Source organism: Erwinia sp. E_sp_B01_1 (assembly GCF_036865545.1).
In the GTDB taxonomy this organism is placed as follows: Bacteria; Pseudomonadota; Gammaproteobacteria; order Enterobacterales; family Enterobacteriaceae; genus Erwinia.
In genome coordinates, this window is the sequence record NZ_CP142208.1 from 1851126 (window position 1) to 1877636 (window position 26511).

The 26511-nt window shown below is 52.8% G+C and carries 23 protein-coding genes and 1 pseudogene; 13 read left to right on the forward strand and 11 right to left on the reverse strand.

Annotation, left to right across the window (positions count from 1 at the left end; all coding sequences use genetic code 11):
* Nucleotides 1-32 precede the first annotated feature (32 nt).
* Nucleotides 33-263 (reverse strand): DUF333 domain-containing protein, encoded by a 231-nt coding sequence (locus VRC33_RS08985; protein ID WP_338562962.1) that lies wholly within the window; start codon nt 261-263, stop codon nt 33-35.
* A 405-nt stretch (nt 264-668) separates the two neighbouring features.
* Here VRC33_RS08985 and VRC33_RS08990 point away from each other — a divergent pair, with 405 nt between their 5' ends.
* Entirely contained in the window at nt 669-1049 is a 381-nt protein-coding gene (locus VRC33_RS08990; protein WP_338562964.1) for a putative holin, read from the forward strand.
* Nucleotides 1036-1323, forward strand: a complete 288-nt coding sequence (locus VRC33_RS08995; protein WP_338562966.1) for a phage holin family protein — start codon at nt 1036-1038, stop codon at nt 1321-1323. Before VRC33_RS08990 ends, VRC33_RS08995 begins: the two co-directional genes overlap by 14 nt.
* A gap of 260 nt (nt 1324-1583) precedes the next feature.
* Here VRC33_RS08995 and VRC33_RS09000 read toward each other — a convergent pair whose 3' ends face one another.
* The gene (locus VRC33_RS09000; RefSeq protein WP_338562968.1) at nt 1584-2273 is read right to left on the reverse strand and encodes a S24 family peptidase; all 690 of its coding nucleotides are present in this window, start codon (nt 2271-2273) and stop codon (nt 1584-1586) included.
* Nucleotides 2274-2548: 275 nt separating this feature from the next.
* Between VRC33_RS09000 and VRC33_RS09005 the strand changes: the two genes are divergently transcribed.
* From VRC33_RS09005 to VRC33_RS09020, 4 genes are all read left to right on the forward strand, one after another.
* The gene (locus VRC33_RS09005; RefSeq protein ID WP_338562970.1) at nt 2549-3016 is read left to right on the forward strand and encodes a glycoside hydrolase family protein; all 468 of its coding nucleotides are present in this window, start codon (nt 2549-2551) and stop codon (nt 3014-3016) included.
* The gene (locus tag VRC33_RS09010; protein ID WP_338562973.1) at nt 3013-3363 is read left to right on the forward strand and encodes a hypothetical protein; all 351 of its coding nucleotides are present in this window, start codon (nt 3013-3015) and stop codon (nt 3361-3363) included. The genes VRC33_RS09005 and VRC33_RS09010 overlap by 4 nt, the downstream gene beginning before the upstream one ends.
* A 111-nt stretch (nt 3364-3474) precedes the next feature.
* Complete coding sequence (locus tag VRC33_RS09015; protein ID WP_338562976.1) at nt 3475-5226, forward strand: amylovoran biosynthesis protein AmsF; 1752 nt, start codon at nt 3475-3477, stop codon at nt 5224-5226.
* 298 nt (nt 5227-5524) lie between these two features.
* Nucleotides 5525-5722, forward strand: a complete 198-nt coding sequence (locus VRC33_RS09020) for a hypothetical protein (RefSeq protein ID WP_338562978.1) — start codon at nt 5525-5527, stop codon at nt 5720-5722.
* Nucleotides 5723-5988: 266 nt separating this feature from the next.
* Here the strand turns inward: VRC33_RS09020 and VRC33_RS09025 are convergent, their stop codons facing one another.
* Complete coding sequence (locus tag VRC33_RS09025; protein WP_338562981.1) at nt 5989-6234, reverse strand: DinI-like family protein; 246 nt, start codon at nt 6232-6234, stop codon at nt 5989-5991.
* A 204-nt stretch (nt 6235-6438) separates the two neighbouring features.
* Here VRC33_RS09025 and VRC33_RS09030 point away from each other — a divergent pair, with 204 nt between their 5' ends.
* Both VRC33_RS09030 and VRC33_RS09035 read left to right on the forward strand, forming a co-directional pair.
* The gene (locus VRC33_RS09030; RefSeq protein ID WP_338562984.1) at nt 6439-6663 is read left to right on the forward strand and encodes a YgdI/YgdR family lipoprotein; all 225 of its coding nucleotides are present in this window, start codon (nt 6439-6441) and stop codon (nt 6661-6663) included.
* Nucleotides 6664-6772: 109 nt separating this feature from the next.
* Entirely contained in the window at nt 6773-7177 is a 405-nt protein-coding gene (locus VRC33_RS09035) for a hypothetical protein (protein WP_338562986.1), read from the forward strand.
* A gap of 133 nt (nt 7178-7310) precedes the next feature.
* Here the strand turns inward: VRC33_RS09035 and VRC33_RS09040 are convergent, their stop codons facing one another.
* Together VRC33_RS09040 and ldcA are read right to left on the reverse strand one after the other, a co-directional pair.
* Complete coding sequence (locus tag VRC33_RS09040; protein ID WP_338562988.1) at nt 7311-7973, reverse strand: MBL fold metallo-hydrolase; 663 nt, start codon at nt 7971-7973, stop codon at nt 7311-7313.
* 15 nt (nt 7974-7988) lie between these two features.
* A complete protein-coding gene (gene ldcA, locus VRC33_RS09045; RefSeq protein ID WP_338567610.1) occupies nt 7989-8909 on the reverse strand; it encodes a muramoyltetrapeptide carboxypeptidase in 921 nt (306 codons plus the stop codon).
* 282 nt (nt 8910-9191) lie between these two features.
* Here ldcA and emtA point away from each other — a divergent pair, with 282 nt between their 5' ends.
* A complete protein-coding gene (emtA, locus tag VRC33_RS09050) occupies nt 9192-9824 on the forward strand; it encodes a membrane-bound lytic murein transglycosylase EmtA (RefSeq protein ID WP_338562991.1) in 633 nt (210 codons plus the stop codon).
* A gap of 114 nt (nt 9825-9938) precedes the next feature.
* Here the strand turns inward: emtA and VRC33_RS09055 are convergent, their stop codons facing one another.
* Entirely contained in the window at nt 9939-10676 is a 738-nt protein-coding gene (locus VRC33_RS09055; RefSeq protein WP_338562993.1) for a flagellar regulator YcgR PilZN domain-containing protein, read from the reverse strand.
* A 185-nt stretch (nt 10677-10861) separates the two neighbouring features.
* Here VRC33_RS09055 and VRC33_RS09060 point away from each other — a divergent pair, with 185 nt between their 5' ends.
* Nucleotides 10862-11110, forward strand: coding sequence for a GlsB/YeaQ/YmgE family stress response membrane protein (locus VRC33_RS09060; RefSeq protein WP_024967806.1), 249 nt, complete (start codon nt 10862-10864; stop codon nt 11108-11110).
* Between the two features lie 56 nt (nt 11111-11166).
* On the opposite strand, the gene VRC33_RS09065 is transcribed toward VRC33_RS09060, so the two are convergent.
* From VRC33_RS09065 to VRC33_RS09075, 3 genes and pseudogenes are all read right to left on the reverse strand, one after another.
* Nucleotides 11167-13278 carry a TonB-dependent siderophore receptor gene (locus tag VRC33_RS09065; RefSeq protein ID WP_338562997.1) on the reverse strand — a complete coding sequence of 704 codons (2112 nt, stop codon included), beginning with the start codon at nt 13276-13278 and terminating at the stop codon, nt 11167-11169.
* 297 nt (nt 13279-13575) lie between these two features.
* Complete coding sequence (treA, locus tag VRC33_RS09070) at nt 13576-15243, reverse strand: alpha,alpha-trehalase TreA (RefSeq protein WP_338563000.1); 1668 nt, start codon at nt 15241-15243, stop codon at nt 13576-13578.
* A gap of 190 nt (nt 15244-15433) precedes the next feature.
* A pseudogene (locus VRC33_RS09075) lies at nt 15434-16461 on the reverse strand (LacI family DNA-binding transcriptional regulator).
* Nucleotides 16462-16719: 258 nt separating this feature from the next.
* Here VRC33_RS09075 and ascF point away from each other — a divergent pair.
* Both ascF and VRC33_RS09085 read left to right on the forward strand, forming a co-directional pair.
* Nucleotides 16720-18186, forward strand: a complete 1467-nt coding sequence (gene ascF / locus VRC33_RS09080; RefSeq protein WP_338563003.1) for a PTS cellobiose/arbutin/salicin transporter subunit IIBC — start codon at nt 16720-16722, stop codon at nt 18184-18186.
* Between the two features lie 14 nt (nt 18187-18200).
* Nucleotides 18201-19628 (forward strand): 6-phospho-beta-glucosidase, encoded by a 1428-nt coding sequence (locus VRC33_RS09085; protein WP_338563006.1) that lies wholly within the window; start codon nt 18201-18203, stop codon nt 19626-19628.
* A 94-nt stretch (nt 19629-19722) separates the two neighbouring features.
* Here VRC33_RS09085 and fumA read toward each other — a convergent pair whose 3' ends face one another.
* Both fumA and VRC33_RS09095 read right to left on the reverse strand, forming a co-directional pair.
* On the reverse strand, nt 19723-21369 hold the full coding sequence (gene fumA, locus VRC33_RS09090; RefSeq protein WP_338563008.1) for a class I fumarate hydratase FumA: 1647 nt from the start codon (nt 21367-21369) through the stop codon (nt 19723-19725).
* 177 nt (nt 21370-21546) lie between these two features.
* Complete coding sequence (locus tag VRC33_RS09095; RefSeq protein WP_338563010.1) at nt 21547-23061, reverse strand: DASS family sodium-coupled anion symporter; 1515 nt, start codon at nt 23059-23061, stop codon at nt 21547-21549.
* Between the two features lie 595 nt (nt 23062-23656).
* Here VRC33_RS09095 and VRC33_RS09100 point away from each other — a divergent pair.
* Entirely contained in the window at nt 23657-26434 is a 2778-nt protein-coding gene (locus tag VRC33_RS09100) for a flavocytochrome c (protein WP_338563012.1), read from the forward strand.
* Nucleotides 26435-26511 lie beyond the last annotated feature (77 nt).

Genomic DNA, 26511 nt, shown 5'->3' on the forward strand with positions numbered 1-26511 from the left:
CTGAGCTGAACCCGCCACCCAACGGCGGGTATTTACTTATGGTTCTGCCGGTAGAGCGTCCACTCTTCAATTTTTTCACCTGAGGGCAGGGTACAGTAGCCGACAGTGCCTTTCTGTTCCTGCACAAACTGCAGGCTTCCCTGCTGTTGCAGACAGTAGACAGAAGCAGGATTTGCCATACCTGCAGTCTGAGGTCGCTGAGCTGGCTGATGTGAGCAGGCCGTTAAAGTAGCTGCAGCAATAATTAATGAAACAGTTTTCATGCTTTTCTCCCGGATAGTTAAAATCTTTCGAGCTGCAGGGATAAAATACCCGCTTTAAAGCCCCGACAGGCTGAAGCGCTATCTGTGCTGAATGTTCCCTGAGCGGGACCGCGCAACAGATTACCTTTACGGGCTTGAATGACCAACAACCTTTTTGTTTGTGTGGGTATCCGCTGTCTGCCAGTTTAACAGGCTACCGCGAGGCGAGCTTGCACCTGAGTTAAGGGGTATTGCTGAATCAGCACCAAAAATAAATCGATAATTTCCTCACGCGTACGCATTAACCCCTCTAAAGTTATAGTGTCAGCAGTACCCAATCAGACAGCTTATACGTTGAACCCTGGCTCCGGCCGGGGTTTTTTATTGCCTGAATCTTTAAGAAGACGCTGGAGCGAAGGGGGCATTATGATTGAACATTTAGTAGCCGTTGGCGCAGGCGCGGCATCTTCAGCAGATTCATTGCTGTCCGGCCATATGGCCGGTATTAATTATGGGGTGCTATTTGGTGCCTTTGCGGGGGCGGTGTTTTATGTAGCCAGTGCTGTTGATCTCAGGCTGATCGTACGCGCCGCTTATTTTATCGTGTCGTGGATAGTGGGTATTTTTGGCTCAGGGCTGGCGGGTGCAAAACTGGAACAGCTTTCAGGCTACACCGACAGGCCCCTGGATGGGCTGGGGGCAATCCTGCTCTCTGCTCTGGCAATCAAAACCCTGACGTTTTTTAGTCAGCAAGATCCAGTTGACTGGCTGGCACGCCTGAAAGGAGGCTTCCATGGTCGTAAATGATCCGCTGGTAATTACCAATGTCATTCTGGCAACCGCCATTGCGCTGCGGTTAATGATTTTTCGTAAACATGGAACTCATCACCAGTGCTGGGCTTCCTGGCTGGCTTATGTGCTGGTGCTGGCCTATGCCTCCATTCCTTTCCGTTATTTCTTTGATCATTATGATCAAACCTCGTGGGCGACTGTTTCGATCAACCTGATCTTCTGTGCGGCAGTGTTTCGCGCCAGAGGAAATATAGCGCTGTTTTTAGCCGTACTTAAGCCGCAAAAATAGCCCGGTTCACTCCCGGCTCTGTGGAGGCAGAGCCAAAGCTTTTTGTACGCGATGTGGGCAGCCCGTAGCTTGTGAAAGTTGGCGGTACTGTTTTTTGCAGGCTTCGCGATAACGTAAGGCCCGACGCTGGCGTGAATTCATCGGATTTTCCTCTCTGACAGGGGCTTAAGTTAATCCTGGAAGATAATTTAATATGCGTCAAACGCATAATTTAAGTGCTGATAATAGGTAACCCGTTTCGAACGGGTTACCTTAGGAGATTAACCATGACGCCGGAATTGTTGAGACTGGCTGAGCATGACGCGCCCGGCCACATGCAGCATGGCCATTTCATCGGCAGAGATTGTCCACTCTTTATAGCGGGGATTATCTGAGATGACATAGAGTTCAGACTTCACTTTCTGAAGCCGCTTCACAAACATATCGCCGTTGAAATCAAAAACGTAGATCCCATCCCCATCAAAAAAGGAGACGCTGACATCGACAAAAATCAGATCGCCGGGTTCGATGGTGCCCTCCATGCTGTCGCCGCGCACATTTATCAATTTAACGATGGCCTCAGGTTTGTTGCCAAAAATAACGCTGGCCTCTTTACGAACATATTCAATAGATCGGATAACCTGAACCACTTCCCTGGCCGGTGAACCTTCGCCTGCGCTGGCTGAAACATCAAGGACATCAACACGATACACATCATCTCTCCCTATATCAGTTAATGAAGAGACACTGTATGAATCAACAGTACTCTTCAGCTCTACTGATGAGAATAGCGCAGAAATCGGCACTGTGAGTGCATCCGCGATTTTTTGTAGTAATGCATCACTGTAGCCCTGCCTCCCGCGTTCAAGGCGCGACAGATTTCCCACGTCACTGTTTACCTGCGCTGCCAGCTGATTCAGGGTCATCTTCTTCGCTTTCCGAAGCTGTCGAATTCTCTCTCCCGGTTTCATAAGGTCACTCTCTTTTTTTTGCGTATTACGCAAATTTACTTGCGCATTTTTTCTGGCTTACTAATATGCGTATAACGCATTAAATAATGTCACTCTGAACCACCCGGTGTCATTAAGCTCTTTATACAATCTGGCTGCACCGATACAGGTGCCTGTAAAATTCAATTTTACAGCATTGACCGGTTTTTCCTGACGACTGAAAAACCGGTACGCATTTTTTGCCTGCCTGTCATGATCCGTTTTCCTTTTTTTTGCGTCAAACAGGAGTATTCATCATGAGCCAGATAGTTGCCATCCTGAAGTATGAAGAAGGGTATCGCGATGAGCCATTTATTGACACCCAGGGCTATCCCACCGTGGGATGCGGTATCAAAATTGGCCCCAAAGGGGCAACGCTGAGTAGTTATATCTTTAAAGTGCCACGCCAGGTCGGCGAACTGTGGATGCAGATGCTGGTGGAGGGCAAAATCTTTGACCTCAGAAAGCGTCCCCTGATTGCAGAGGCGTTACGACAGTGTAATGAGGCCAGAGCCGATATCCTTATCAGTATGGCCTATCAGATGGGCGTCGACGGGCTGGCCGGATTTAAAGAGACCCTGCGGGCAATAGCACGCGGTGATTTTTCGTCTGCTGCCGATGGCATGTTAAACAGCCTGTGGGCCAGACAAACGCCGGGCAGGGCTAAGCGCCATGCCTGTGTAATGCGCTCGGGCACCCTGGACAGTTATCGGGGGCTGCTATGAGATTCAGCCTCTATCTTAGTGCAGTCATTATTGCTCTGTTGCTGCTGATGCTGGTCAGAAAGTACAGCTCAATGGAGTTTGTGCATCACGCAAAACTGCTGTTTAAAACCTGGTCGGTGTGGCTGGCATCCCTGGGATCGGTACTGGGTGCCTGGGTGCAGTCGTTCCCCGATTCCGCCATGCGGGCCTGGCAGTTGCTGCCAGCGGATGTCAAAAGCGTTATTCCGCCAAATTACCTGGGGCTCATTGGGGCTTTTATGGTGGCGATGGCGGTAATGGCGCAATTTGTCCGACAGCGTCCACTGGTTGATGAACGCCGCAAGCTTGATTGCGAAGAGCAATCCTGACCGGTGCCCGGTTACCAATACCGCATTTATCCGTTCCTGTTTTCACCCCTCAGTAATCCCTCGCCCTCCCGGGCATTTCACTGCACTACATCCCTGTATCTGGAGGTCTTTATGATCGAAGTAAACTGCTTTGCGGATTTAAGAACCACTGCTCCCACCAAATCCGGTGATATCGCTGCGCTTAAACGTTACTACGACAAGGATTCCAGTTTTCATGGTGGCGGCGATTTTGTCGGCTTCCTGGGAACGACCACGCTGAAGGACGATGGCGGCTCGCTGGCTAAAGGCACCGGCTTCTACTGGAAACGCATCATCAACGACACGGAACAGGTCAATCTCTATCACTTCGGGGCAAAAGGAGATGGCGTGACGGATGACAGTGATGCTTTTAAAAGGATGTTTAGCTGGTCTCAGAGCTATGATGCGAACGCAATAGATATCGGAGTGCGTTTCCCTGCCGGTAAGTTTTTGCTTTCACCGATCGATCTCACCGCGAGTGAGATCCCCTGTTTTGCTCTCTATGGCGATGATGCGCCTTATGGCGTCAGGCCTCGCACGGTGATTATTTCGGATAAGTCGGTGAATACCGTCTTCAAAGTGAATGCCCGCCGGACAATTATTCGTGGCATTACCTGGAATGGTCAGGCCAAAGCGGACACCACGACCAATACCGGCGCCATCACCGCAGATATGCTAAGCAACGTTCAGCCGTTCTTTGAAAACACCACCGTTGAAGGTGAGTTTGTGCATATTAGCTGCTTCCGGGTGCTCTATAACGGCGGAACGGCGGTGAAACTACTGGATACGCTGGACACCCGTTTTGATCAGATTTACTCCCAGTACACCTACGCCAGAGTCTTTGATGTTGGCTGGTCGAATTCGCCTAATGGCGTCTGGGATCACGCCACCGCCATTGAACTGTCGAATGCGAATTTCCAGTTCGGCTACGGGGATGCCACCCTGATGATGCCCAGAATGACGCAGGGGCTGATTCGTAACGTCTGGATTGAGCACACCCGCTATCCTGGCGATCTGAGCAATGGTCAGTGGCTGATTGATGCGCTGAGCGTGGAGGACTGCGGTAATCCCCTGCTGCTCAATAACAGCCGCGTGCAGATGCGGCAGCTTAATTTGCAGGCTGGGTCGAAGGTCGATCTGGAGAATGCCGCAGGACGCTGGCTGTCAGGGTATGAGACGGGCTGGCGTCGTGATGAAAATTTCGGTACCACCATGACCGGTTCGATGAAGGCTGGATGGTATTCAGGCTACAAGATGACTAATACCTCGGATACTGACAAATGGTTCCGCATTGGTAAGTTCGTGTTCCCGAAAGTGAATCAGCAATGGACGTTAGAGATTGTCAGTAAACTCTCGACGGCTAATCCTTCAGGGACGGCCGCCAGTCCGGTCCAGTCTGTGTCATCCGGGGTGACTTATCTGAATCTTCAGCGTTGTGCCACTGCCGTCTGGGCAGATATGTTCCACCGTGGCCTTACCGCTATCCTGGACGTTAAATATCAGCGAAATTATCAGAATGGTGCTGATGTGTGGGTCAAACTCAAGGCGGGCAGCGGGGATACTATGTTTAACCTGCGATCCACAGGACCAACCCGGTTCGAATCGGGAGAGTGTTCCTTATTTACACCGGATCTGACTGAGGTGACAGATGAAACCACGCTTGGCACCGTCACGCCTAATGCTCGCTTAAGTTTACACAATGGCCTGGCGGGAATAGGGGCGAATGAAAAAGGGGTCGTCACGCTGGCAACTTCTGAAGCTGTAGCGCCTGTCAGCACTGCGGCAACAGGGTATATCACGCTCAACGTTAACGGGACGGATCGTAAATTTCCCTACTTCAGCTAAAAAGTAGCTAGCTAACCTAAACCGCCTTCTCAGGGCGGTTTTTTTTTATTTACATAATTTATGCTTTTTTTTACCTTAAACCTCTGGCAGTCAGGTTTAAACAATGGAATAGTGCAGTTTCATTACCAGGACTAATCTGTATTTTGCCCGGCAATTTTCCGGATTGGCCTGAAAAAGCGTCTTTTTGCGCAGAAAACCCTAAAAAACGGGCAAATTCACATTCCGCTGCAAAAACAGGGTTGAGATGGCGGAGCGATGGTCCGTAAAATAGGGCCAAATCTCAAATCAGGAGAATTCTGTGTCAGAAGCGGCAAGTGTTGATCAAAATCCCAACCGGCTTGAAGAAGCAAAAAATATCGCTTTAGGCTGGCGAATTGTAGGGCAAATGGAACCCGAGACGCTGGAAGATGCGATCCAGATGCTGCGGGATAGCTCTGCCCATGCGGCTAAAGTCTATGAATTGTTGTATGCGGAAATTGCTCAACGGGCGAAATAGTCTGTTGAGTGGCATGACCAGCAGGCCAGGCGAGAAAGCCCTGTCTGAAAGAGACCAGCGGAAGGTCAGGAGTGCGAATTCAGGGTTGAATTACCCGCATCGTGCAGAAATAAGAGCAAAAAAATGCCCGCAGAGCGAATCATAACGGGCCAACACCAGGGAAACTTATTGCATTAAGTCTGGCACGTTGTGAGCGGAATGCAACGCCAGAACCGGAGCCCTGGCCGATCAGGTTCAAATATTTCATTGATTAACCCTGCTTTAGTTCAAAATTCTTCAGATACCAGCCACTGATCCGCTTCATCGAACATCTCTTCAATAATTCTCAGCATGACCGATTTATCACTTTTACTGGCATCGGTTTTCACGCCGTTGGCCTGCATCGGTTTTACTTTCACTTCCGCTTGAGGAAACACGCGCTGAATTCGCTTCTCCAGTTCGTTCAGGATCAGCTCCTGGGCATTGGGTAATCCTGCGACGTTACGCTTATCGTAAATCAGTTCAACAAACATGGTTTTATCCTGGTTATAAATGCTGTATAAAAATACAGGTATTGTCGGCAATCTTCAATGGAAATTTCGCTTTCGGGCGTAAACTGAAAACAGAGGTTTAACGGCCAGTGTGTGAAGCCTGTCAGGTTATCACGCAATAATCGTCAAAACAGACCTGAAGCCTGGGCTACACTGCCATTGTTGAACCCAATCAAGGAGCTTAAGATGAAAAAAACAGCGTATGCACTGGTACTGTTAACCGGGGGGCTGCTACTGGCAGGCTGTGCAGATAACCATGTCCTGCAAATGAAAGATGGCAGCACGAAAGTGGTGCAGGGCAAGCCGCAGGTTGATAAAGCCACCGGCATGGTGGTTTATACCGATGAAAACGGCAGGCAACAGGCGGTAAATCAGGACCAGATCAAAGAGATGAGTGACCTGAATAACTGAAAGACCGGGATATTTCGTAACACTTAAGGCAAACATGGGCAGCTTCATGTGATAGTCTTTTGACTATATAGTCAATGAAATCAGAGAGTACTGTCCGGAGAATCTGCCCATGTTCCGCATTATCGCCGCTGCAAGTCTGCTTGCCAGCGCCATTTTTCCTGCTCACGCAAACACCACTACGTCTGACCTGAACACTAAATTTCAGATAACCTGTCCGGGTCGACAGACCATGACCGTGACCAAAGCGCAATATGGGCTGACGACCCTGATGTGGCCGGGCGATCATTTTCAGATAGCAGCGGGTCATCAGCGATCTGAAACCAAAAACGGCGATAAAGTCTCGATCATTTTGTTCAGAAATGGCGATCAGATGGTGGTGAATAAATCGGATGAGGAAGTCTTCTTCTCCTACGATGGCGAGCCGAAACTGGTCTCCTGCAGTCGCAGCAGCGAACGCGTTAACAGCACGGTGGAACTGCAACGAACCGATGCCTCCGGCAATCTGGAATCCTGAGTTTCCCCGACATTTCAGGCATGGAGATAAACAATGGAAGCGATCGTTACAGCAACCCCCACTCAGGAAGTTTATGCCCGACAATTATCCCCGTGTTCATCAACGCTTTTACCTGACAAAAACGCTTTGATCGTTACTCACTGAACCGCTGGCGTAGATCCAGCGGTGAATTCTCCGCTTCATCCAGCAGTGTCAGCCATTGACGCATATCCACCTCCTGCCAGGCAAGATGGCTGGCAGTGGTGCCCATCAGTACCACATCTGGCCGCAGCGCGCGGTAAAATTCAATCGACTTCTTAAGATCCGCTTCGTTACTTTCCGGTACCAGTACCGTTACCCAGCGATCGTGCGAAAGCGTCACCGTATCGCCGACAAACAGGTAAGTTTTACCAAAGGGTGACGCGTACAGATAACTGGTGCTGCCCGGCGTATGCCCGGGAGTGGGTACGACGTGAAAACTGCCGCAATGCACCTCCGCCGAGTTAAACGTGTCGTCGGCTTCAACCCAGGGGCTGATTGGGCCGAGCGCCCGGTTGTGGCAGTACAAAGCAGAGTTGAACCGCGCCTGCAGAAGGCGGGCACCGGGCCCGGCTTCATGCCAGTGGGTGAAATAGTGACGGATCATACCGCCCAAATCCTCGATCGCCTGGTGGTCGTTGAGATTTTCCACGCGGGAAATCAAAATATTGCCCCGCTTATGCTGAAGCAAAAAGCCGTGCATCATCAGTTCCGGCTCGTGTTCACTGGCCGGAAACTCTGGTGTCGATACCCAGAGGTCTTCGTACAACTGCTTCATGGGTGTTCCCGCAGGTTAACGAAGCGTAGGGTGCCCTGATAGCGTCAGCGTACTGGCTGAACCTTTGACCTGTAAATGCCCCTGAGCCCCTAACGGCAGCGTCACGGTATTCCAGTGATGGCCAAATTCAAGCCCGGTAACCAGCGGCAAGCCGGTCACCTGACGAATCAGCGTCCAGACGCTGTCGAAGTCATAACCATTGTCATAATCAGTAAGTGTAGCGCCGGTAAAGCTGCCGGTCACGATAGCCTTCTGGCGAGCCAAAATACCGCTCTGGGCCAGTTGCAGCAGCATCCTCTCAACCCGGAAAGGGTGCTCGTTCACATCTTCAATCACCAGAATTCCGTCTTCAATCTCAGGCAGCCAGGGGGTGCCCATCAGCGAAGCTATCATCGCCAGATTGCCTCCCCAGACCGTGCCGGAAACGTCCACTTCCTGGGGTTCTGTTTCCCAGCTAAGGGTTAATTTAGGTGAAGTCAGGGCGCGCCAAAAGTGGTCAACAGTGAATTCAGATAAAACCTCAGCGCCGAAATTTCCTGCCAGCATGGGGCCACTGAAAGTGGTAGTGCCAGCGCCAAGCAGAGCCAGTTGCAGCACCGTGAAGTCACTGTGACCGCAAAGTGCAACAGGTTGATCCCGCAGTCGGGCAGCGATTCCAGCCCGGTCCAGTTGGGGTAGCAGCCTGGTGGCACCATAGCCCCCCCGGACGGCAAGCACGATGTCCGGCAGCCTTTCGAGATGCGCAAGAGCATTCATATCCTGTAAACGATCGGCCTCATTTCCGGCAAAACGCCGATCCCGGCGGGCGATCACTTCGGTATGCAAAACCTGATGCCCCTGACGGCGAAGCCGCGCCACGCCTAGTTCGGCAGCCTGCTGATTCTGACAATAGCCGGAAGGAGCAATCAGATGAAAAGTACGGGGTATAACCGACATTATGTTCACTTTATTCCTTAATGCAGCGTGAGGACGAGCCCATTTCAGTCTCATTTTGCAGTCAGCGCGAAAAAAAAGTCGCCATCACCGGCGATTTATGTGATTTTCGGTCAGCGGTAAAGGAATGCTTTACGCCACTGAGGGTTCACTGTCCCTGATGATGAAGAAAAGCCGCGATGAAGTCATCCGCTGGCGGTTCAAATTCAGAGTTAAGGTAATTTTCTCCAGCCGCACGCACGTTATTATACAGCGCGAGGCTAAGGCTCAGAGGATGAATATAGCGTGAGAAGTGTGAAAACGGTTGCGATACTGGGCGTATTACTGCTTGCAGGCTGTGCCAGCAAGCCACATAAACAGACCATCACTCAGCAGCAAACGCCGTTAACCAAGGCACCGCCAGAGAAAGTGGCGCAGGCCTGGTCGATGTTCACGGAGAGTGCAGCGAACAACTACGGAATCGATCAAAAGCTGGTAGATGCCATTATTTCAGTCGAGTCGGGCGGCAATCCAACGGTAGTCAGTAAGTCGAATGCCATTGGATTGATGCAGATTAAAGCTTCAACAGCAGGACGTGAAGTCTACCGGGTGCAGGGACGTCGTGGGCAGCCGTCCACGAAAGAGCTGCGCGATCCGGTGAAAAATATCGATATTGGTACGGCTTACCTGAAAATCCTGCAGGATCAGTCCCTGGCAGGGATCCGCGATCCGGAAACGCTGCGATATGCCACTATCGTTTCCTATGCCAATGGCGCTGGTGCATTGCTGAGAACCTTCTCACGCGATCGCAGCCAGGCGATTGCGATGATTAATGCCTTGTCACCGGATGAGTTCTACAGGCATGTGCAGAACAAGCATCCAGCCGCTCAGGCCCCGCGTTACCTGTGGAAAGTCACCACCGCTTACCGCACCATCTGAACAGTCTGATAAAAAAAGGGCCGACAAAGCGGCCCTTTCCTGATGCTGTCTGAGACTGCCATCGTTGCGCAGAGGCCAGCGTCAGTGCCCTGACAAAATCCTCAGGTGAGATCTTTACTGGAAACGGTTGGCTTTATCACGGGCCAGACGTTCCAGTGAGAAAATCACCTGCTGCAGTGAGCGCTCTTCGCCGGAACTCAATGAACTGAAGCGGAAACTGAGGCGAGGCGTCACTACCGTCTCATTTTTGTTGCCCACCACGCTGCGTTTGCCCACGTTGATCAGTTTGGCATCGACCTCAAAACGGCCGTACTCACCCATTTCCACGCGTAGTTTCTTAAACTGCTCGCCACCCTTTAGCGTTTCGGGTAGCGCTGAATCAGCCAAAACGCCAATGCCGCCCAGTGACAGGTCCTGGAGACGCAGTCGGCCTTCACCGCTGCCATCCGGCCAGTTCACATAGCAGTAAAAGATCGGATTTAGCGGAGCCGAAACCCGGAAAAACTCACGGCGCTGAATCATCCACAGCTGATCGGGCAGGGCCGAGCTGAAAGCTGGCAGGCCGTCAAAGCGGTCGTCTTCCAGCGCGTTCAACGCAAACTCCACTCTGGCTCCCTGCATTTCAGCAGTCAGATGCAGCTCACGAGCTTCCAGAGCGGTCTGGTTTTCATAATCATTACTGCCAAGATCAAGAACCATACGTTCCCGATCGGCGTCTAACAGCTTAGTAATAAACTGGCCCCTGGCATGGGAAACCATGATCGGTGTCTGGTTTTTTAACAGAGTCTTTAACACCGCAAGCACGGCCAGCGGGCCGCGTTTGAGGTATTGCTCTTTATCTTCTTCTTTCACATCCCACTCCAGTTGAATGTCAGAAAACGCGGCATCATTGGTGCTACGTCAAAGTATCGGCACTATAACCTGGCGCTTTAGCCCCGGGGCAAAAAAATTTAACAAAAAGTTTGGATTTAAATCACAGTGTTAGAATTTTTGCCTATACTTATGCCGTCTAATCAGTAGGTAACAAGGAGCAGGTAATGGGAATTTTGTCTTGGATCATTTTTGGTCTGATCGCAGGGATCATCGCTAAATGGATTATGCCGGGTAAAGATGGCGGTGGATTTATCATCACCGTGGTCCTCGGCATTATCGGTGCCGTGGTTGGGGGCTGGATCAGTACCCTGTTTGGCTTCGGCAAGGTAGACGGATTTAACTTCGGCAGCTTTGTAGTAGCGGTGATCGGCGCGATTGTCGTGCTGTGGATTTACCGTAAAGTCAAAAGTTGACGAGTGCTGGTTAAAAAAAGGGAGACGATTATCGTCTCCCTTTTTTTATCTGCAGATTAGAAGTCGTAGCCCACTGTCGCCACCACGGTGCGCTCTGCGCCCCAGTAGCAATAGCCTGTGCCGTAGCAGGCCGCAACGTAATCGCGATCGGTCAGATTATTGGCGTTAACCTGCACGAATGCTCCTTTGAGGCTGCTGTTCCAGGCGCCCAGATCGGCGCGCACGGAAGCATCAAACAGCGTGGTGGAAGGCAGGCGAGTGGTGTTCTCGTTATCGGCCCATTGTTTACCGATGTAGCGAACGCCTGCACCCACGCTGATCCCCCAGTCAAACTGGTATTTCGCCCAGGCAGAAGCCATGGAGTTCGGGGTGACGTATGGCGTGTGCCCGTCGTTGCCATCCACTGAGTCTTTAAAGCGAACGTGGTTCAGGGTGTAGTTGGCGATGGTGCTCAGGCGTGGTGTCAGCTGGTTATGTGCCTCCAGCTCAATCCCCTGCGAATGTACTTTACCTGCAGGTTCAAAGTAAGACTCCTTCACCACGCGGTTGCCCACATCCTTCTGCGTCAGATCGTAAACCGCCACGGAGTAGAGATCGGAGGTGCCATTGGGCTGATATTTTACCCCAGCCTCATATTGCTCGGCGGTAGTCGGTTTAAGAATGCTGCCATCCTGGGCAGAGAGTGACTGAGGAGTGATCGCCTGGCTGTAGCTGACATACGGGGAGATGCCGTTATCAAAGGCGTACAGCAGCGCCGCACGGCCACCGATATGATCGTCCTGACGACGTTTTTTGTCGTCTGCCGATCGGGTCTCTGACACAATCCGGTCATAGCGGCCAGATAAGTCCAGATGCCATTTTTGCCAGGTCATCTCATCCTGCAGATAAACGCCGGTCTGATAATAACGTCGCTGGGAATCGGCAAAAGTGTAATCCAGTCGATCGCCAACTGCCTGACCCGTTACCGCATTCAGCTGATTTGCCGCACCGCCGGCATCGCTGAGATCGTTCTTATACTGGTGGTATTCAGCACCCAGCACCATTTTATGGTCAACTTCGCCAGTGGCGAAATCCGCTTCCAGCTGGTTATCAATGGCCCAGGCACTCAGGGAAGAACGGGAGCCTGAGTAATACCGGTTCAGCAGATCCGGATTATTTGCGTCCCAGCCAATCTGATAAACCTGATCCAGATCGACGTTAGAGTGGGAATAGCTGGCATTGGAACGGAAGGCCCAGGTGTCATTAAAACGATGGGCAAACTCATAGCTGTAAATCTGCTCGTTACGTTTGAACTGATCCAGCGAGCTGTCGCCATCGTAAAACCCATTGCTCAGCTTACGACCATTGTGTTCAGTGATGCTGCCGTCACCGGGCACTGCGCCGTGATAGCCACCGGAAGGATCTTTCTGCAGATAGGCACGCAGCAACAGCGAGGTATCCTCATCCGGCTGCCAGAGCAGAGAAGGGGAGATAGCATACTTCTCTTCGCGGGTATGATCGTACTGGGTATCGCTGTTACGGGTGATGCCCGTCAGGCGAAACGCCCATTGATCGTTAATCGCATTGGTGTAATCAAAGGCGGCGCTGTTGGTGGAGTTGGTCCCGGTGGAGGCACGGAAATGTCCTTCCTGAATAAACTGCGGCCTTTTAGAGGTTTCCATCACCAGTCCGCCTGGCACGGTCTGACCATAGAGCGCAGAGGAGGGGCCTTTGATCACGTCAATGCGTTCCAGGAACCAGGGATCAACCTGCATAACGTTGTAACTGCCCGGATCGCTCATTACCCGCAGGCCATCAAGGAAAATGTTATCCACATCGCCGCCGTGGAAGCCACGCAGTGAAACGGTGTCGTAGCGGGTGGCTGCGCCAGCAAAATTGGTAAAAGCCCCGGCGGTGTAGTTCAGCGCCTGGTTAACATCCATTGCGCCCTGGTCTTCCATCTGCTGGCGGGTGACTACCGACACTGACTGCGCTGTGGTGATTAGCGGGCGGTCGGTTTTGGTCGCGCCAGAGGAGGTTTTCGCGGTGTAACCCTGTGTTGGCGTGGTCGCCGTTTCTACGGGTTGTGCGGTGACCACCAGGGTCTCAGCAGCAAAGGTGAAAGCAGGAGTAGCCAGTGCAATCGAACACAGCAAAGCAGAACGCTTTAGAGTAAAAGCCATTCTCATTGTTAATTCCCTTACAAAATGCGAAGTAAGAACCGTTTGCGCTGGCAGAGGTGAAAGACGCGCAGTTACGGTAATGTAAAGATTTATGATAATCTCAATGAGAATTATTATCTTTTCGTTAAAGGGATTCAAGCATTGATTTTGCTTATATATTCCCTGATAACGATAGGGGTTGTCGTGATCCGATAGAGGAGGCGGGCAAACAGATCCAGCGGATTTCAGGGAAATCAGGGGCTGAGAGGGGCAGGACAAAATTGAAAGGGCGCTCCCGCGTCAGGAAGCGCCGTGTAATACCCGTTACCGGGCTTTGGTCAGATCGCCCACGTTGTTACAGGTAGTATTTTTCGGGCAGTAGAGATCCATCAACTTCAGGGTCACGCCGTTGGTCCAGCCAAAGCCGTCCTGCAACGGATATTCACCGCCGCCACCTCCGCCCAGCCCCTTGCCTTCAACCACGTATTTTTCGACCAGCTTATGTTCTTTGTCATAAGTCGTCTGTACGTTCTGCAGGAAGCGCATACCGATATCCTTCGCCAGCGCCTGCTTGCCATAGTTGTTCAGCCCCTCGACAGCCGCCCACTGAAGCGGTGCCCAGCCGTTAGGCGCATCCCATTGCTGGCCATTATTGACGTTAGTGGTCGCCAGTCCGCCTTCCTTCAGCAGATGAGCGCGGACGCCCGCTGCGGTGCGTGTCGCTTTTTCATCCGTTGCCGCCTGAAGATAAAGTGGGAACAGCGCGGCAGCCGTCAACTGTGGCCGGACCTTCTCTTTCTGCCAGTCATAATCGGCATACCATCCCTGTTTGTTATCCCACAGATAGCGGTTGATCGCCGCCTGACGCTTTTGAGCCAGCTCGTCAAACTGCTTAACGGCCTGCTCGTTGTTGGCAACTTTACTGGCGCGCGCCAGCGTTTTTTCCAGATGGAACATCAGCGCATTCAGATCCACCGGCACAATACGCGTGGTGTGGATGGTGTAGAGATCTTTCGGATTATCAAACCAGCGGGAGCTGAAATCCCAGCCGGAAGCAGCACCTGCACGCAGGTCGCGATACACTTCGGCTTTGTTTCGGTCGGTACTTTTCTGCGCGGTGGTAATGTCATCCATATAGGATTCCGTACGCGGCACGTCACGCGCATCCCAGTAGCGGTTCAGTACGGTGCCATCCTTGAGCTTCACTACGCGCTTGCTGGCTTCACCGGCCTGGACGCTGTCGGCATCCGCCATCCAGTAGTCATACTCTTTTTGCAGTTGAGGCAGATACTTACTGTATGTGCTCTCCCCCTGATGCTGTGCCAGCAGATCCACCATCATGCTGAAGAACGGCGGCTGTGAGCGGCTCAGATAATAGCTGCGGTTACCGTTAGGGATATGGCCCCAGGTGTCCAGTTCCCAGGCAAAGTTATCGACCATGTCCTGAACCCGATCCCAGTGACCACTTTCAGCCAGACCCAGCATGGTGAAATAGCTGTCCCAGTAATACACTTCGCGGAAGCGGCCACCCGGCACCACATAAGGCTTGGGCAACGGCAGCAACGAATCCCACTGGCCTGCCTGCTTAGCGGAGCGGGTCAGCACCGGCCAGAGACCGTTGATGTGTTCACGCAAACTTTGTCCGGCCGGAGGCACATATTTTTCACCTTCAGCTGGCAGGGTAAAGTTGGTCTCGACAAAATGCTTCAGGTCGAAATTGCGCTGATTTTTCTGCATCTGCCAGTCAGCAAGAATGGTACTGGGATTACTTTTGGGCACCGCATCAGCAAAGGTTTTTTGATCGGGATAAAATTTTGCTGCCTGCACGGCATTAAACAGCGGCCCAAGACGAATATCAGGGGGCTGTGGAGTATTGCTCATCAAATGTTGCTGCGTGTCGGCTTCCGCCGCATAACCCGTTTGTGTCAGTGCCGCGACCACAAAAGGCAGTACCAAAACCGCTTTCCAGTGACGTTTATCGACTCTCTGCATTAGTAGTTCTCCATGTCCGGACGATGCGTTGTCTGTAAGTTGTTGACCCTGAAACAAACTTTAGACGAGTTTCATCATAACGACGGTGAACATGCCGGGAAATGTGATGCGATCTGGGTTTTTCGGCCTCATTCTGCCGTTACCGGACCTGGCGACAACACGCCAGACCGGGTAATGTTTGACAGCATCATTAGCCTGCTGATGCTTTAATAAATGGCCCCGATCCTGTGGATTCCCTGATAACCATCCCGGAAAAAAGGGATTGTCACGGCCAGGATAGCCGCCATCCAGCATGGAGATAATCCGGGTTATCACTTCACTGACCATCTCGCTGACCGGATCTTTCACGCTGGAGAGAGCAGGGATCAGCCACGAGGCGGTGGGAATATCATCAAAACCCATCACCGACACCTGCGCCGGTACGGCTATGCCGGTTTCATGCAGTTTCTTTAAAACGCCGGTGGCCATTTCATCATTACTGGCGAGCAGGGCGCTGAATGGCACCTGGTTAATCAGCAAAGTTTCTACCGCCGCTGCACCACTGGCCGGCGACCATTTTCCCTGCACGATCAGCGCTTCATCAACGGGCAGGTGGCTCTGGATCAGTGCCTCTTTATAGCCGGCAAGCCTTTCGATAGCGGTGGGAGAGTCCAGCGATCCGGTGACAAAGGCGATAGCCCTGTGCCCCTGCCCGATAAGGTATTTTGTGGCATCAAAACTGGACCCTTTGTGATCGCAATAAATACAGTGACTGGGGTGTTTACGCAGCTTTCGGTTGACCACCATCAGCGGTTTTTTAACGCTATCAATCAGGCCATCCAGCTCATCAATTGAGAGAAATCGCGGCCAGATGATGATCGCATCGCAGCGTAAATCATGCAGATATTCGATAGCCTGCCGCTCTTCCTCTGCGCTGTTTTTACCGTCCACCAGCAACAGCTGGCGGCCACAGGCATTGAGTTTTTTTGCTGCCTGCGAGATCAGCTCGCTGAAATAAGGGCCATTATAAAGTGTGTTAGTGACCACCAGGCCAATACACATTGAGCTGCTGGTGGCCAGATTACGGGCCAGCAGATTGGGCCGGTAGCCCGCCTCTTCAATGGCTTTGAACACCCGATCTTTCGTTTCCTGACCCACATAGCCCTTGCCGGAAAGCACGCGCGAAACCGTGGCCTTAGAGACGCCTGCTTTGTTAGCCACTTCCTGCATTGTCGACACCGGCACCTCCTGGAATAATTATTTTAATGCGCCATTCTACACCGCTTACGCTGACGCGGAAATTCAGCGCTATTGGCGATCTTAATCACAAATTTGAAACCCGTAATTAACTAAATCTTGAAGTCTCACCCTTTAGTGAACATTCTCGTGTGAAACCGGTTACCTCTTTTTCAGTTTAGCAGACTTTCGCCAGTGGATGGCCGTCAGCCTGTCAGATGAAACTAATATAACCCCTTGTTTCATGGAGAATTCATTCTCATGGCTAAAGATTTTTCTTCGCTGGCACGGTCGATACTCAACTCGCTGGGTGGTGCCGGTAATGTGGTGGCCGTTACCCACTGTATGACGCGTCTGCGGTTTGTTGTGGCTGATGAACATCAGATCGACAGCGCGCAACTCAAGGTGTTGCCGGGCGTGATGGGCGTGATACAGAACCAGACCCAATGCCAGGTGATTATCGGCAACAACGTCTCGCACGCTTTCGCCGAAGTTCAAAAGCTGCTGCCGGAAAACAGCGCTGCCCGACAGGAAGTGAAGGCTCCCAATAAGCTCACTTTTAAACGCGTCGGGGCAGGCATTCTCGATGCGTTGATTGGCACTATGTCCCCGCTGATCCCGGCCATTATTGGCGGCTCAATGGTGAAGCTGCTGGCGATGATCCTGGAGATGAGCGGCGTCTTTACCAAAACCGACTCCACGCTGGTGATCCTCAACGTCATTGGCGACGGGGCGTTCTTCTTCCTGCCGGTAATGGTTGCGGCCTCTGCCGCCGTGAAATTTAAAACCAATCTGTCATTGGCGATAGCTATTGCCGGGGTACTGGTTCACCCGGCCTTTATTGAGCTGATGGCGAAGGCCGCCAAAGGCCAGCCGGTGGAGTTTATCGGCCTTTCCGTCACGGCGGTGAAATACACTTACACGGTGATCCCGGCGCTGATTATGACCTGGCTACTGTCACACATTGAGAAGTGGGTGGATCGCATCACGCCAGTGGTGACGAAAAACTTCCTGAAACCGATGCTGATTATGCTGATCGCTGCTCCCATCGCTATCCTGCTGATTGGCCCGCTGGGGATCTGGATTGGCACCGGAATTTCTGCACTGGTCTATACCGTACACGGCTATCTGGGCTGGTTGTCCGTGGCGATAATGGGCGCGGCCTGGCCGCTGCTGGTGATGACCGGGATGCATCGCGTCTTCACGCCGACCATCATTCAGACCATCGCCGAAACCGGCAAGGAAGGAATGGTGATGCCGTCGGAAATTGGTGCAAACCTTTCCCTGGGCGGATCTTCGCTGGCGGTGGCCTGGCGCACCAAAAACCCGGAGCTGCGGCAGACCGCGCTGGCCGCCGCAGCTTCTGCCATCGTCGCCGGGATTTCGGAACCGGCACTTTATGGGGTGGCGCTGCGTTTAAAACGCCCCCTGGTTGCCTGCCTGATCAGCGGCTTTATCTGCGGCGCGGTGGCCGGGATTGGTGGGCTGGCCAGCCACTCTATGGCCTCGCCGGGGCTGTTTACCAGCGTCCAGTTCTTTGATCCCACTAATCCGATGAGCATTGTCTGGGTGGTGGGCGTAATGGTGCTGGCAGTGGTGCTCTCGTTTGTCACCACATTGCTGCTGGGTTTTGAAGATATCCCTGTAGAGGCTCCACGCACAACGGAAAGTCAGAGCGGTGTTGCTCCCGCTCCTCTGTCCGTTTCGCCTGCTGTAAAAACACATTGATAAAGAGGTTTGTAATGGCAACTCCATTTCCCGACGGTTTTTTATGGGGCGGTGCCTTAGCCGCTAACCAGGCCGAAGGTGCCAGTTTTGAAGGAGGGAAGGGGCTCACGACGGTAGACGTGATCCCTCATGGCGCGCAGCGTCTGGCGGTAAAAGTAGGGTTGGAGAAGCGCTTTGAGCTGCGGGAGGATGAATTTTATCCCAGCCATCAGGCGATCGACTTCTACCATCGCTACAAAGAAGACATCGCCTTAATGGCGGAGATGGGTTTTACCGTATTCAGAACCTCGATAGCCTGGAGCCGGATTTATCCGCAGGGTGATGAGCTGACGCCGAATGCGGAAGGCATTGCCTTTTATCAGGAGGTGTTCAGAGAGTGCAAAAAGCACAACATTGAACCGCTGGTCACGCTGTGCCACTTCGATGTGCCGATGCATCTGGTCAGGGAGTATGGCTCCTGGCGTAATCGCAAAATGGTGGAGTTTTTCACGCGTTATGCCCGGACCTGTTTTGAAGCTTTTGACGGACTGGTGAAATACTGGCTGACCTTTAATGAGATCAACATCCTGCTGCACAGTCCTTTTTCTGGTGCCGGGCTGGTGTTTGAAGAGGGCGAAGATCAGGCTCAGGTGAAATACCAGGCGGCCCACCACGAGTTGCTGGCCAGCGCCCTGGCGACGAAAAGTGCTCATGAGGTCAATCCTGACAACCAGGTCGGGTGCATGCTGGCGGGCGGGAATTTCTATCCGAGAACCTGCAAGCCGGAGGATGTCTGGGCTGCGCTGGAAAAAGACCGCGAGAACCTGTTCTTTATCGATGTGCAGGCACGCGGCGCTTATCCTTCCTATACCCGGCGGCTGTTCGCTGAAAAAGGCATCACCATCGCCATGGAAGAGGGTGACGCTGAAATCCTGAAAAATACGGTCGATTTCGTCTCCTTCAGCTATTACGCCTCACGCTGTGCCTCGGCGGAGATGAACGAGAACAACAGCAGCGCCGCCAACGTGGTGAAGTCGCTGAAAAACCCGCATATCCAGCTCAGTGAATGGGGTTGGGGCATCGATCCGCTGGGCCTGCGCATCACCATGAATATGATGTATGACCGCTATCAGAAGCCGCTGTTCCTGGTGGAAAACGGGCTGGGAGCCAGGGATGAAATCAACGGGCAGGGCGAGATCGTGGATGATTATCGCATCAGTTATCTGCGCGAGCATATCAGGGCGATGGGTGAAGCCATTGCCGATGGTATCCCGGTGATGGGGTACACCTCGTGGGGCTGTATCGATCTTGTCTCGGCTTCCACCGGCGAAATGAGCAAGCGGTATGGCTTTGTCTACGTTGACCGGAATGACAGTGGGAAAGGGACGCTGGCACGTACCAGAAAGCAGTCGTTTTACTGGTACAAGAAAGTGATAGCCAGCAACGGCGCTGATTTAAGCTAAAAAAATCCCGGCACCAGGCCGGGATTTTTTATCGGATGCCGCCTGAGTTATCAGCGGCATCCGTGCGTGGCATTGTTCAGCCGGTTTTACACCCTTACTTCACGCACTTCGCGCACTGATCCTGATGGATTTTCTGGAAGAAATCGTTGCCTTTATCATCGACCAGAATAAAGGCCGGGAAGTTCTCGACTTCGATTTTCCAGATCGCTTCCATACCCAGTTCCGGGTACTCCACACACTCCAGGCTCTTGATGCTCTGCTGTGCCAGCACGGCAGCCGGGCCACCAATGCTGCCCAGATAGAAGCCGCCATGTTTGTGACAGGCATCGGTCACCTGCTGGCTGCGGTTACCCTTCGCCAGCATAATCAGGCTGCCACCCGCCTCCTGCAGCTGATCCACATAGGAATCCATGCGTCCTGCGGTGGTGGGGCCCAGCGAGCCGGAAGCATGCCCTTCAGGTGTTTTGGCCGGGCCGGCATAATAAACCGGGTGATCCTTGATGTACTGCGGCAGGCCTTCACCCTTATCCAGACGCTCTTTCAGCTTCGCATGAGCGATGTCGCGTGCCACGATAATCGTTCCGCTTAGCGACAGACGGGTAGAAACCGGATGCTGTGAAAGCTGATCCAGAATCTCTTTCATCGGCCGGTTCAGATCGATGTGCAACACTTCACCTTCGCCCTGCTGACGCAGTCCGGCAGGAATATATTTGCCCGGATTGTCTTCCAGCTTCTCAATCCAGATGCCTTCACGGTTGATTTTCGCTTTGATATTGCGGTCGGCAGAGCAGGACACGCCCATGCCGACAGGGCAGGATGCGCCATGACGTGGCAGGCGGATCACGCGAATATCATGGGCAAAATATTTCCCGCCAAACTGTGCTCCCAGACCGAGCTGCTGAGCCGCGACCAGCAGTTCCTCTTCGAGCTGAATATCGCGGAACGCCTGACCATGTTCGTTGCCTTCAGTGGGCAGACCATCGTAATAGTGCGTGGAGGCCAGCTTGACGGTCTTCAGGGTGCTTTCGGCGGAGGTTCCCCCGATCACGAAGGCGATATGGTAAGGCGGACAGGCTGCCGTTCCCAAAGTCAGCATTTTACCGATCAGGTAGTCCTTCAGCTTAGCGGGGCTGAGCAGCGCTTTGGTTTCCTGATAAAGGTAAGTCTTGTTGGCCGAACCGCCACCTTTGGCGATGCAGAGGAATTTGTACTCGTCGCCATCCACGCTGTAGAGGTCAATCTGTGCTGGCAGGTTGGTGCCGGTATTCACCTCTTTATACATATCCAGCGCAACGGTCTGGGAATAGCGCAGGTTATCCTGGATATAAGTGTTGTAAACACCCTGTGACAGGGCGGCTTCATCCCCGCCGCCGGTCCAGACTCGCTGACCTTTCTTACCGCTGATGATGGCGGTGCCGGTATCCTGGCAGGTTGGCAGCACGCCTTTGGCGGCAATTTCGGAGTTTCTTAAAAACTGTAAGGCGACATAGCGGTCGTTTTCGCTGGCTTCCGGATCGGCCAGTACCGCAGCAACCTGTTGCTGATGCGCCGGGCGCAGCATAAACGAGGCGTCGTGGAAGGCCTGTTGAGCCAGCAACGTCAGCGCCTGGGGATCCACTTTCAGCATTTCCTGACCTTGAAATTCGGTCACGGAAACGTAGTCAGAAGTTAACAAATAGTATTCGGTATCCTCGTGGGTAAGAGGAAAGGGGTTCTGATAATAGAAAGGTTTGTTCGACATTTTTTTCTCACTTAATGACCTGTTGCCACTGTCCATAAGCGGGCATGGTCAACATCACTGGCGACATTTTATCTTGTTATCCTGCTCACCTGCCGTGGAGGCAGGTGAGCAGGTGGGGGAATGGTACAACACCGCTGAGCTAACTGCATGCTTCTGCGTGATAAATGCGGAGACCCGTCAGAACATCATCACCATCCACGGGTAGCCAATCATTGTCAGTCCGGCGAGGAAGATGGCGCCAAAGATGGTACCCAGTCGCCAGTAATCTTTGGTGGGCAGGTAGCCACTGCCGTAATAAATCGGGCTTGGGCCAGTACCGTAAGGGGTGATAATGCCCATCAGGCCCAGTGAGGTGACCATCAGCAGGCAGTAAACCGGCATATTGATGCCCGGTATAGCTGCGGCGATAGTCAGCATCGCCGGAAGCAGTGCTGTGGTGTGCGCGGTGGTGCTGGCAAACAGATAGTGCAGCAGGAAGAAGGCAACCAGCAGCATAACGGCAGCGACCTGAGGATCGATCCCGGTAAGCAGTTGTCCCCCCTCTTTTCCCAGCCAGGCGATAAAGCCAACGCGGGCCAGACCATCCGCCAGCGCCACCAGGGTGGCAAACCAGGCGAAGGTATTCCAGGCCGGTTTGTTGCTGGTGATGTCGTTCCAGGTCAGTACCCCTGTCCACAGCATCAGCACCACAACCAGCAGGGCAGCCATAGCGGGTTCAATCCAGGCGGTGGCGAAAATCCACATCAGCAGGGCACTGACAACGAACACCAGCAGCAGGATCTCATTACGTGAGAGCTTACCGAGTTTTTCCAGCTCGCTCTTAGCCCAGCGCGGCACTTCGTCATTGATTTTGACTTCCGGCGGGTAAAACCAGTAGGCGAGTAAAGGCATGGTCAGTATTAACAGCAGGCCCAGCGGCAGAAAAGCCAGGAACCAGGTGCCCCAGGAGATCTCAAACCCGATGATGCTTTTAACCAGCGCCAGAGCGAGCAGGTTAGGGGCCAGGGCGGAGAGGAACATGGAGCTGGTGATACAGGCTGCGGTAATCGCTACCCACATCAGGTAAGAGCCAATCTTACGCGCGCTGGGGTCATTGGGTTTGGAGCCATACAGCGGCGGCAGGTTGGCGATAATCGGATAGATGGTGCCTCCGCTGCGTGCCGTGTTAGAGGGGGTAAAGGGCGCCAGCAGCAGGTCGGCAAAGGTAATGGCGTAGCCCAGCGTCAGGCTGCGCCGCCCCAGATATTTCACCAGAATCAGCGCCAGGCGGCGACCGAACTGGGTTTTGTCATAGCCGGCGGCGAACATAAAGGCACCGAAAATCAGCCAGACGGTGGAGTTACCGAAGCCGCTCACCGCCCATTTAAAGGACTCAGAGGCCATTTTGAATTTAGGGTTAGCCAGTTCTGCCGGGCTGAACAGCAACCACTGGCTGCACAGGGCAATCACCACTACCCCCGTCAGGCCGATCACCGCGCCTGGTAAAGGCTCAAAGATCAGTCCGACAATCACGCCGACAAAGACGGCAAAAAAGTGCCAGGCGTAAGGCTCAAGACCTTCCGGAACCGGCGTCAGCAGCAACAGCACCGTCACCACAACCGGGAGGAACAGCATGATCAGGCGTTTCTTTTGACCGGAAGGGGCTGCGGGTACAGCTTTTCCGGGTTCACTTATCATCGTTGTCTGTTTCATAGTATTTGTCTGCAAGTTGATGAGAATCTGGCTTGATGCCCCGGTTGTTCTGATAGCTTTTTTTACTTTCTTGATTAATTTTTAGCTGTTCAACCCTGACGTCTTAAATAAGGTTATTTCTCTTTGAGAATATTATTTAACCACATTATTAATTCATAAAAAATATAATGCGACTGGCCGAAATTTTAAATTTTGATCTACATCAAAAGAAACAGGCGTATCATTTATTTTCTTATATTTATTTACCCTGTAACTGCCAATGTTTTCATCGCGACAGTTGACAGTTCTTTTGACTGTAGATTCAATTTCCAGAAAGTCCAGCATTCGTTCATAGGTTTATGAATATCCTCAATAAAAATCACAGGTTAAGCAAAGGTTGATTTTTGGTAACTATTGATTAACAATTAAGGATGCTGTTGCAAAGCGTGTCAGGGAATAAATAATCCCGGTTTATTTAAAAGTTTAATAACTAAATTTATCGATTATAAAAGCAAAGAAATAGTTATATTAAAGGTATGACATCGGACCACTTTATTAAACCACTGGCCAGGGTCCGCGACAGAATTCAGACTTTTAAATTTTGGAGTTGATCATCATGAATACGCTCACCCCGATTCTTAATCCTCTCACCCTGCCAAACGGCGCTGTTTTGAAGAATCGCCTGTTGATGGCTCCCATGACTACCTGTACCGGGTTTTACGACGGCACAGTGACCAGCGAGCTGGTGGAGTATTACCGTGACCGCGCGGGCAGTATTGGCACCGTCATCGTCGAATGCTGCTTTATCGACACCAAAGGCCCGGCCTTTCCCGGTGCCATCGGCATCGACAGCGACAATAAAATTCCCGGTCTGACCAAAATTGCTAACGCCATCAAATCCAAAGGCTCCAAGGCGATCCTGCAAATTTATCACGGCGGCAGGATGGTGGAACCTGAGCTAATTGGGGGCAAAACCCCGGTGGCACCCAGTGCAATCGCCGCGCCCCGTGAAGGTGCGACCACCCCGCAGGCTTTAACCGGCGAAGAAGTTGAGGTGATGATCACCAAATTCGGCGATGCGGTTAATCGCGCCATTAAAGCCGGTTTTGATGGTGTGGAAATTCACGGCGCAAATACCTATCTGATCCAGCAGTTCTACTCTCCCAACTCCAACCAGCGCGACGATAAATGGGGCGGCAGCCGCGACAAGCGCGCGCAGTTCGCCCTGGAAGTGCTGGAAATCACCCATAAAATGGCAGAGCGCTTTGGCGATCCGGCCTTTATTATCGGTTACCGCTTCTCGCCGGAAGAGATTGAAGTCCCCGGGATCCGCTTTGACGACACTATGTACCTGCTGGAAAAGCTCGCAGCCCGTGGGCTGGACTATGTGCATTTCTCGGTGGGTCAACTGCTGCGTCCTTCTATAGTCGATACCCAGGATCCCACGCCGCTGATTAAAAAATTCTGTGCCCTGCGCTCTGCCACCCTGGCTAAAGTGCCGGTGATTGGCGTGGGCGGCGTGCTGAATAAGGAAGATGCCGAGCGCGCGCTGGAACAGGGTTTTGACCTGGTGGCAGTAGGCAAAGCCTGTATCGCCTACCCGGACTGGGCCGATCGCATTATCAATAACGAGCGCCTTGAGTTGTATATCGACAGCAACCGCCGTGAAGAGCTGAATATTCCGGAACCGCTGTGGCGCTTCTCGCTGGTCGACGCCATGATCCGCGATATGAGCGCTACCGGCCGGAAATATAAAGCCGGGGTGTATCAGGAAAAAGTGGAAGCTGAAGCGCTGAAGCTGAAAATCAATGTCACGCTCGACACCGACCGTATCACTGACATCCTGCTGGTGCCGGATGAGACACTCGACGTCGACTTCACCACCACCTTTGAGAGCCTGCGCACCCGCATTCTGGTGGCAAACAGCCCCCATGTGGATGCGATAACCGGGGCCACCACCCAGAGTGAGGCGCTGAAAAAAGCGGTTTCGCGTGCGCTGGCAACGTCCAGCAAAGAGCAGGTTATTGAAGAAGGCGGCAATCCGCAGGCGCCGCAAAACTACGACGTGGTCGTGGTGGGCAGCGGGGGCGCGGGGCTGGCTGCGGCTATTCAGGCGCATGATGAAGGTGCCCGCGTGGTGATCATCGAAAAAATGCCCACCATCGGAGGCAACACGATCAAGGCCTCTGTGGGGATGAACGCGGCGGAGACCCGTTTCCAGCGGCTTAAAGGCATCGAAGACAGTAAAGATCTCTTCTACGAAGAGACCCTGAAAGGTGGAAAATATAAAAACAACCCGGTATTGCTGAGAGAGTTTGTTGAGCTTGCTCCGGAAGCGATAGAGTGGCTGGCGGCAAAAGGGATTGAACTCAACGACATCACCATCACCGGCGGCATGAGCATCGACCGTACCCACCGCCCGGCAGATCGCTCTGCGGTAGGCGGCTTCCTGATCAGTGGCCTGGTAAAAAACATCAACAAGCGTGAAATCGAGGTGTTGCTGGAAACGTCCGTATCGGAAATTCTCTTTGAGAATGGCGCGGTGACCGGGGTGAAAGTGGTCGATGAGTACAACGACAGCCGGATCCTGAATGCGAAAAGCGTGATTGTCGCCACCGGGGGGTTCAGCGCCAACCGCGAGATGGTCGTGAAGTATCGTCCCGAACTGGATGGCTTCGTCACTACCAACCACAAAGGGGCGACAGGCAGTGGTATCGCTATACTGCAGCAGATTGGTGCCAATACTGTAGACATGGGCGAAATCCAGATTCACCCGACTGTGGAACAGACAACCTCCTATCTGATTTCGGAAGCCATTCGTGGCGGCGGTGCCATACTGGTCAGCCAGGCTGGTCATCGCTTCTTCAACGAGATGGAGACCCGTGACAAAGTGTCTGCAGAGATCATTGCGCTACCAGAGAAGAGTGCCTGGGTGATATTTGATGAACAGGTTCGCCTCAATAACAAAGCGGCGGATGAATATATCGCCAAAGGCTTTGTGGTCAGTTCTCCTTCCCCGCAGGAACTGGCGGTGAAGCTGAATATGGATATGCATGCCCTGCTGGCGACGCTTGAGCGTTATAACCTCTTTGTTGATAAGCAGGAGGATGAAGACTTCGGGCGTAAAACAGCGCTGCGTCACCCGCTGAATCAGGGGCCGTTTTATGCCATCCGCGTTGCACCGGGCGTGCACCACACCATGGGCGGCGTTACGATCAACACCGATACAGCGGTGCTGGACAGCCAGAAACAGGTGATTAAAGGTGCCTGGGCGGCCGGGGAAGTGGTAGGCGGCATCCACGGGGCTAACCGTATCGGCGGAAATGCCGTGGCGGATATCATTATCTTCGGCATTGTGGCAGGGCGTAATGCGGCGGCGCTTGCCAGGCACTGACCGGTGAAAAAGGGGGGCGCGTGTCCCGGCTCCCTTTTATCAAACCCTTCCACTAACCAGCTACAGCAGGGTGACCC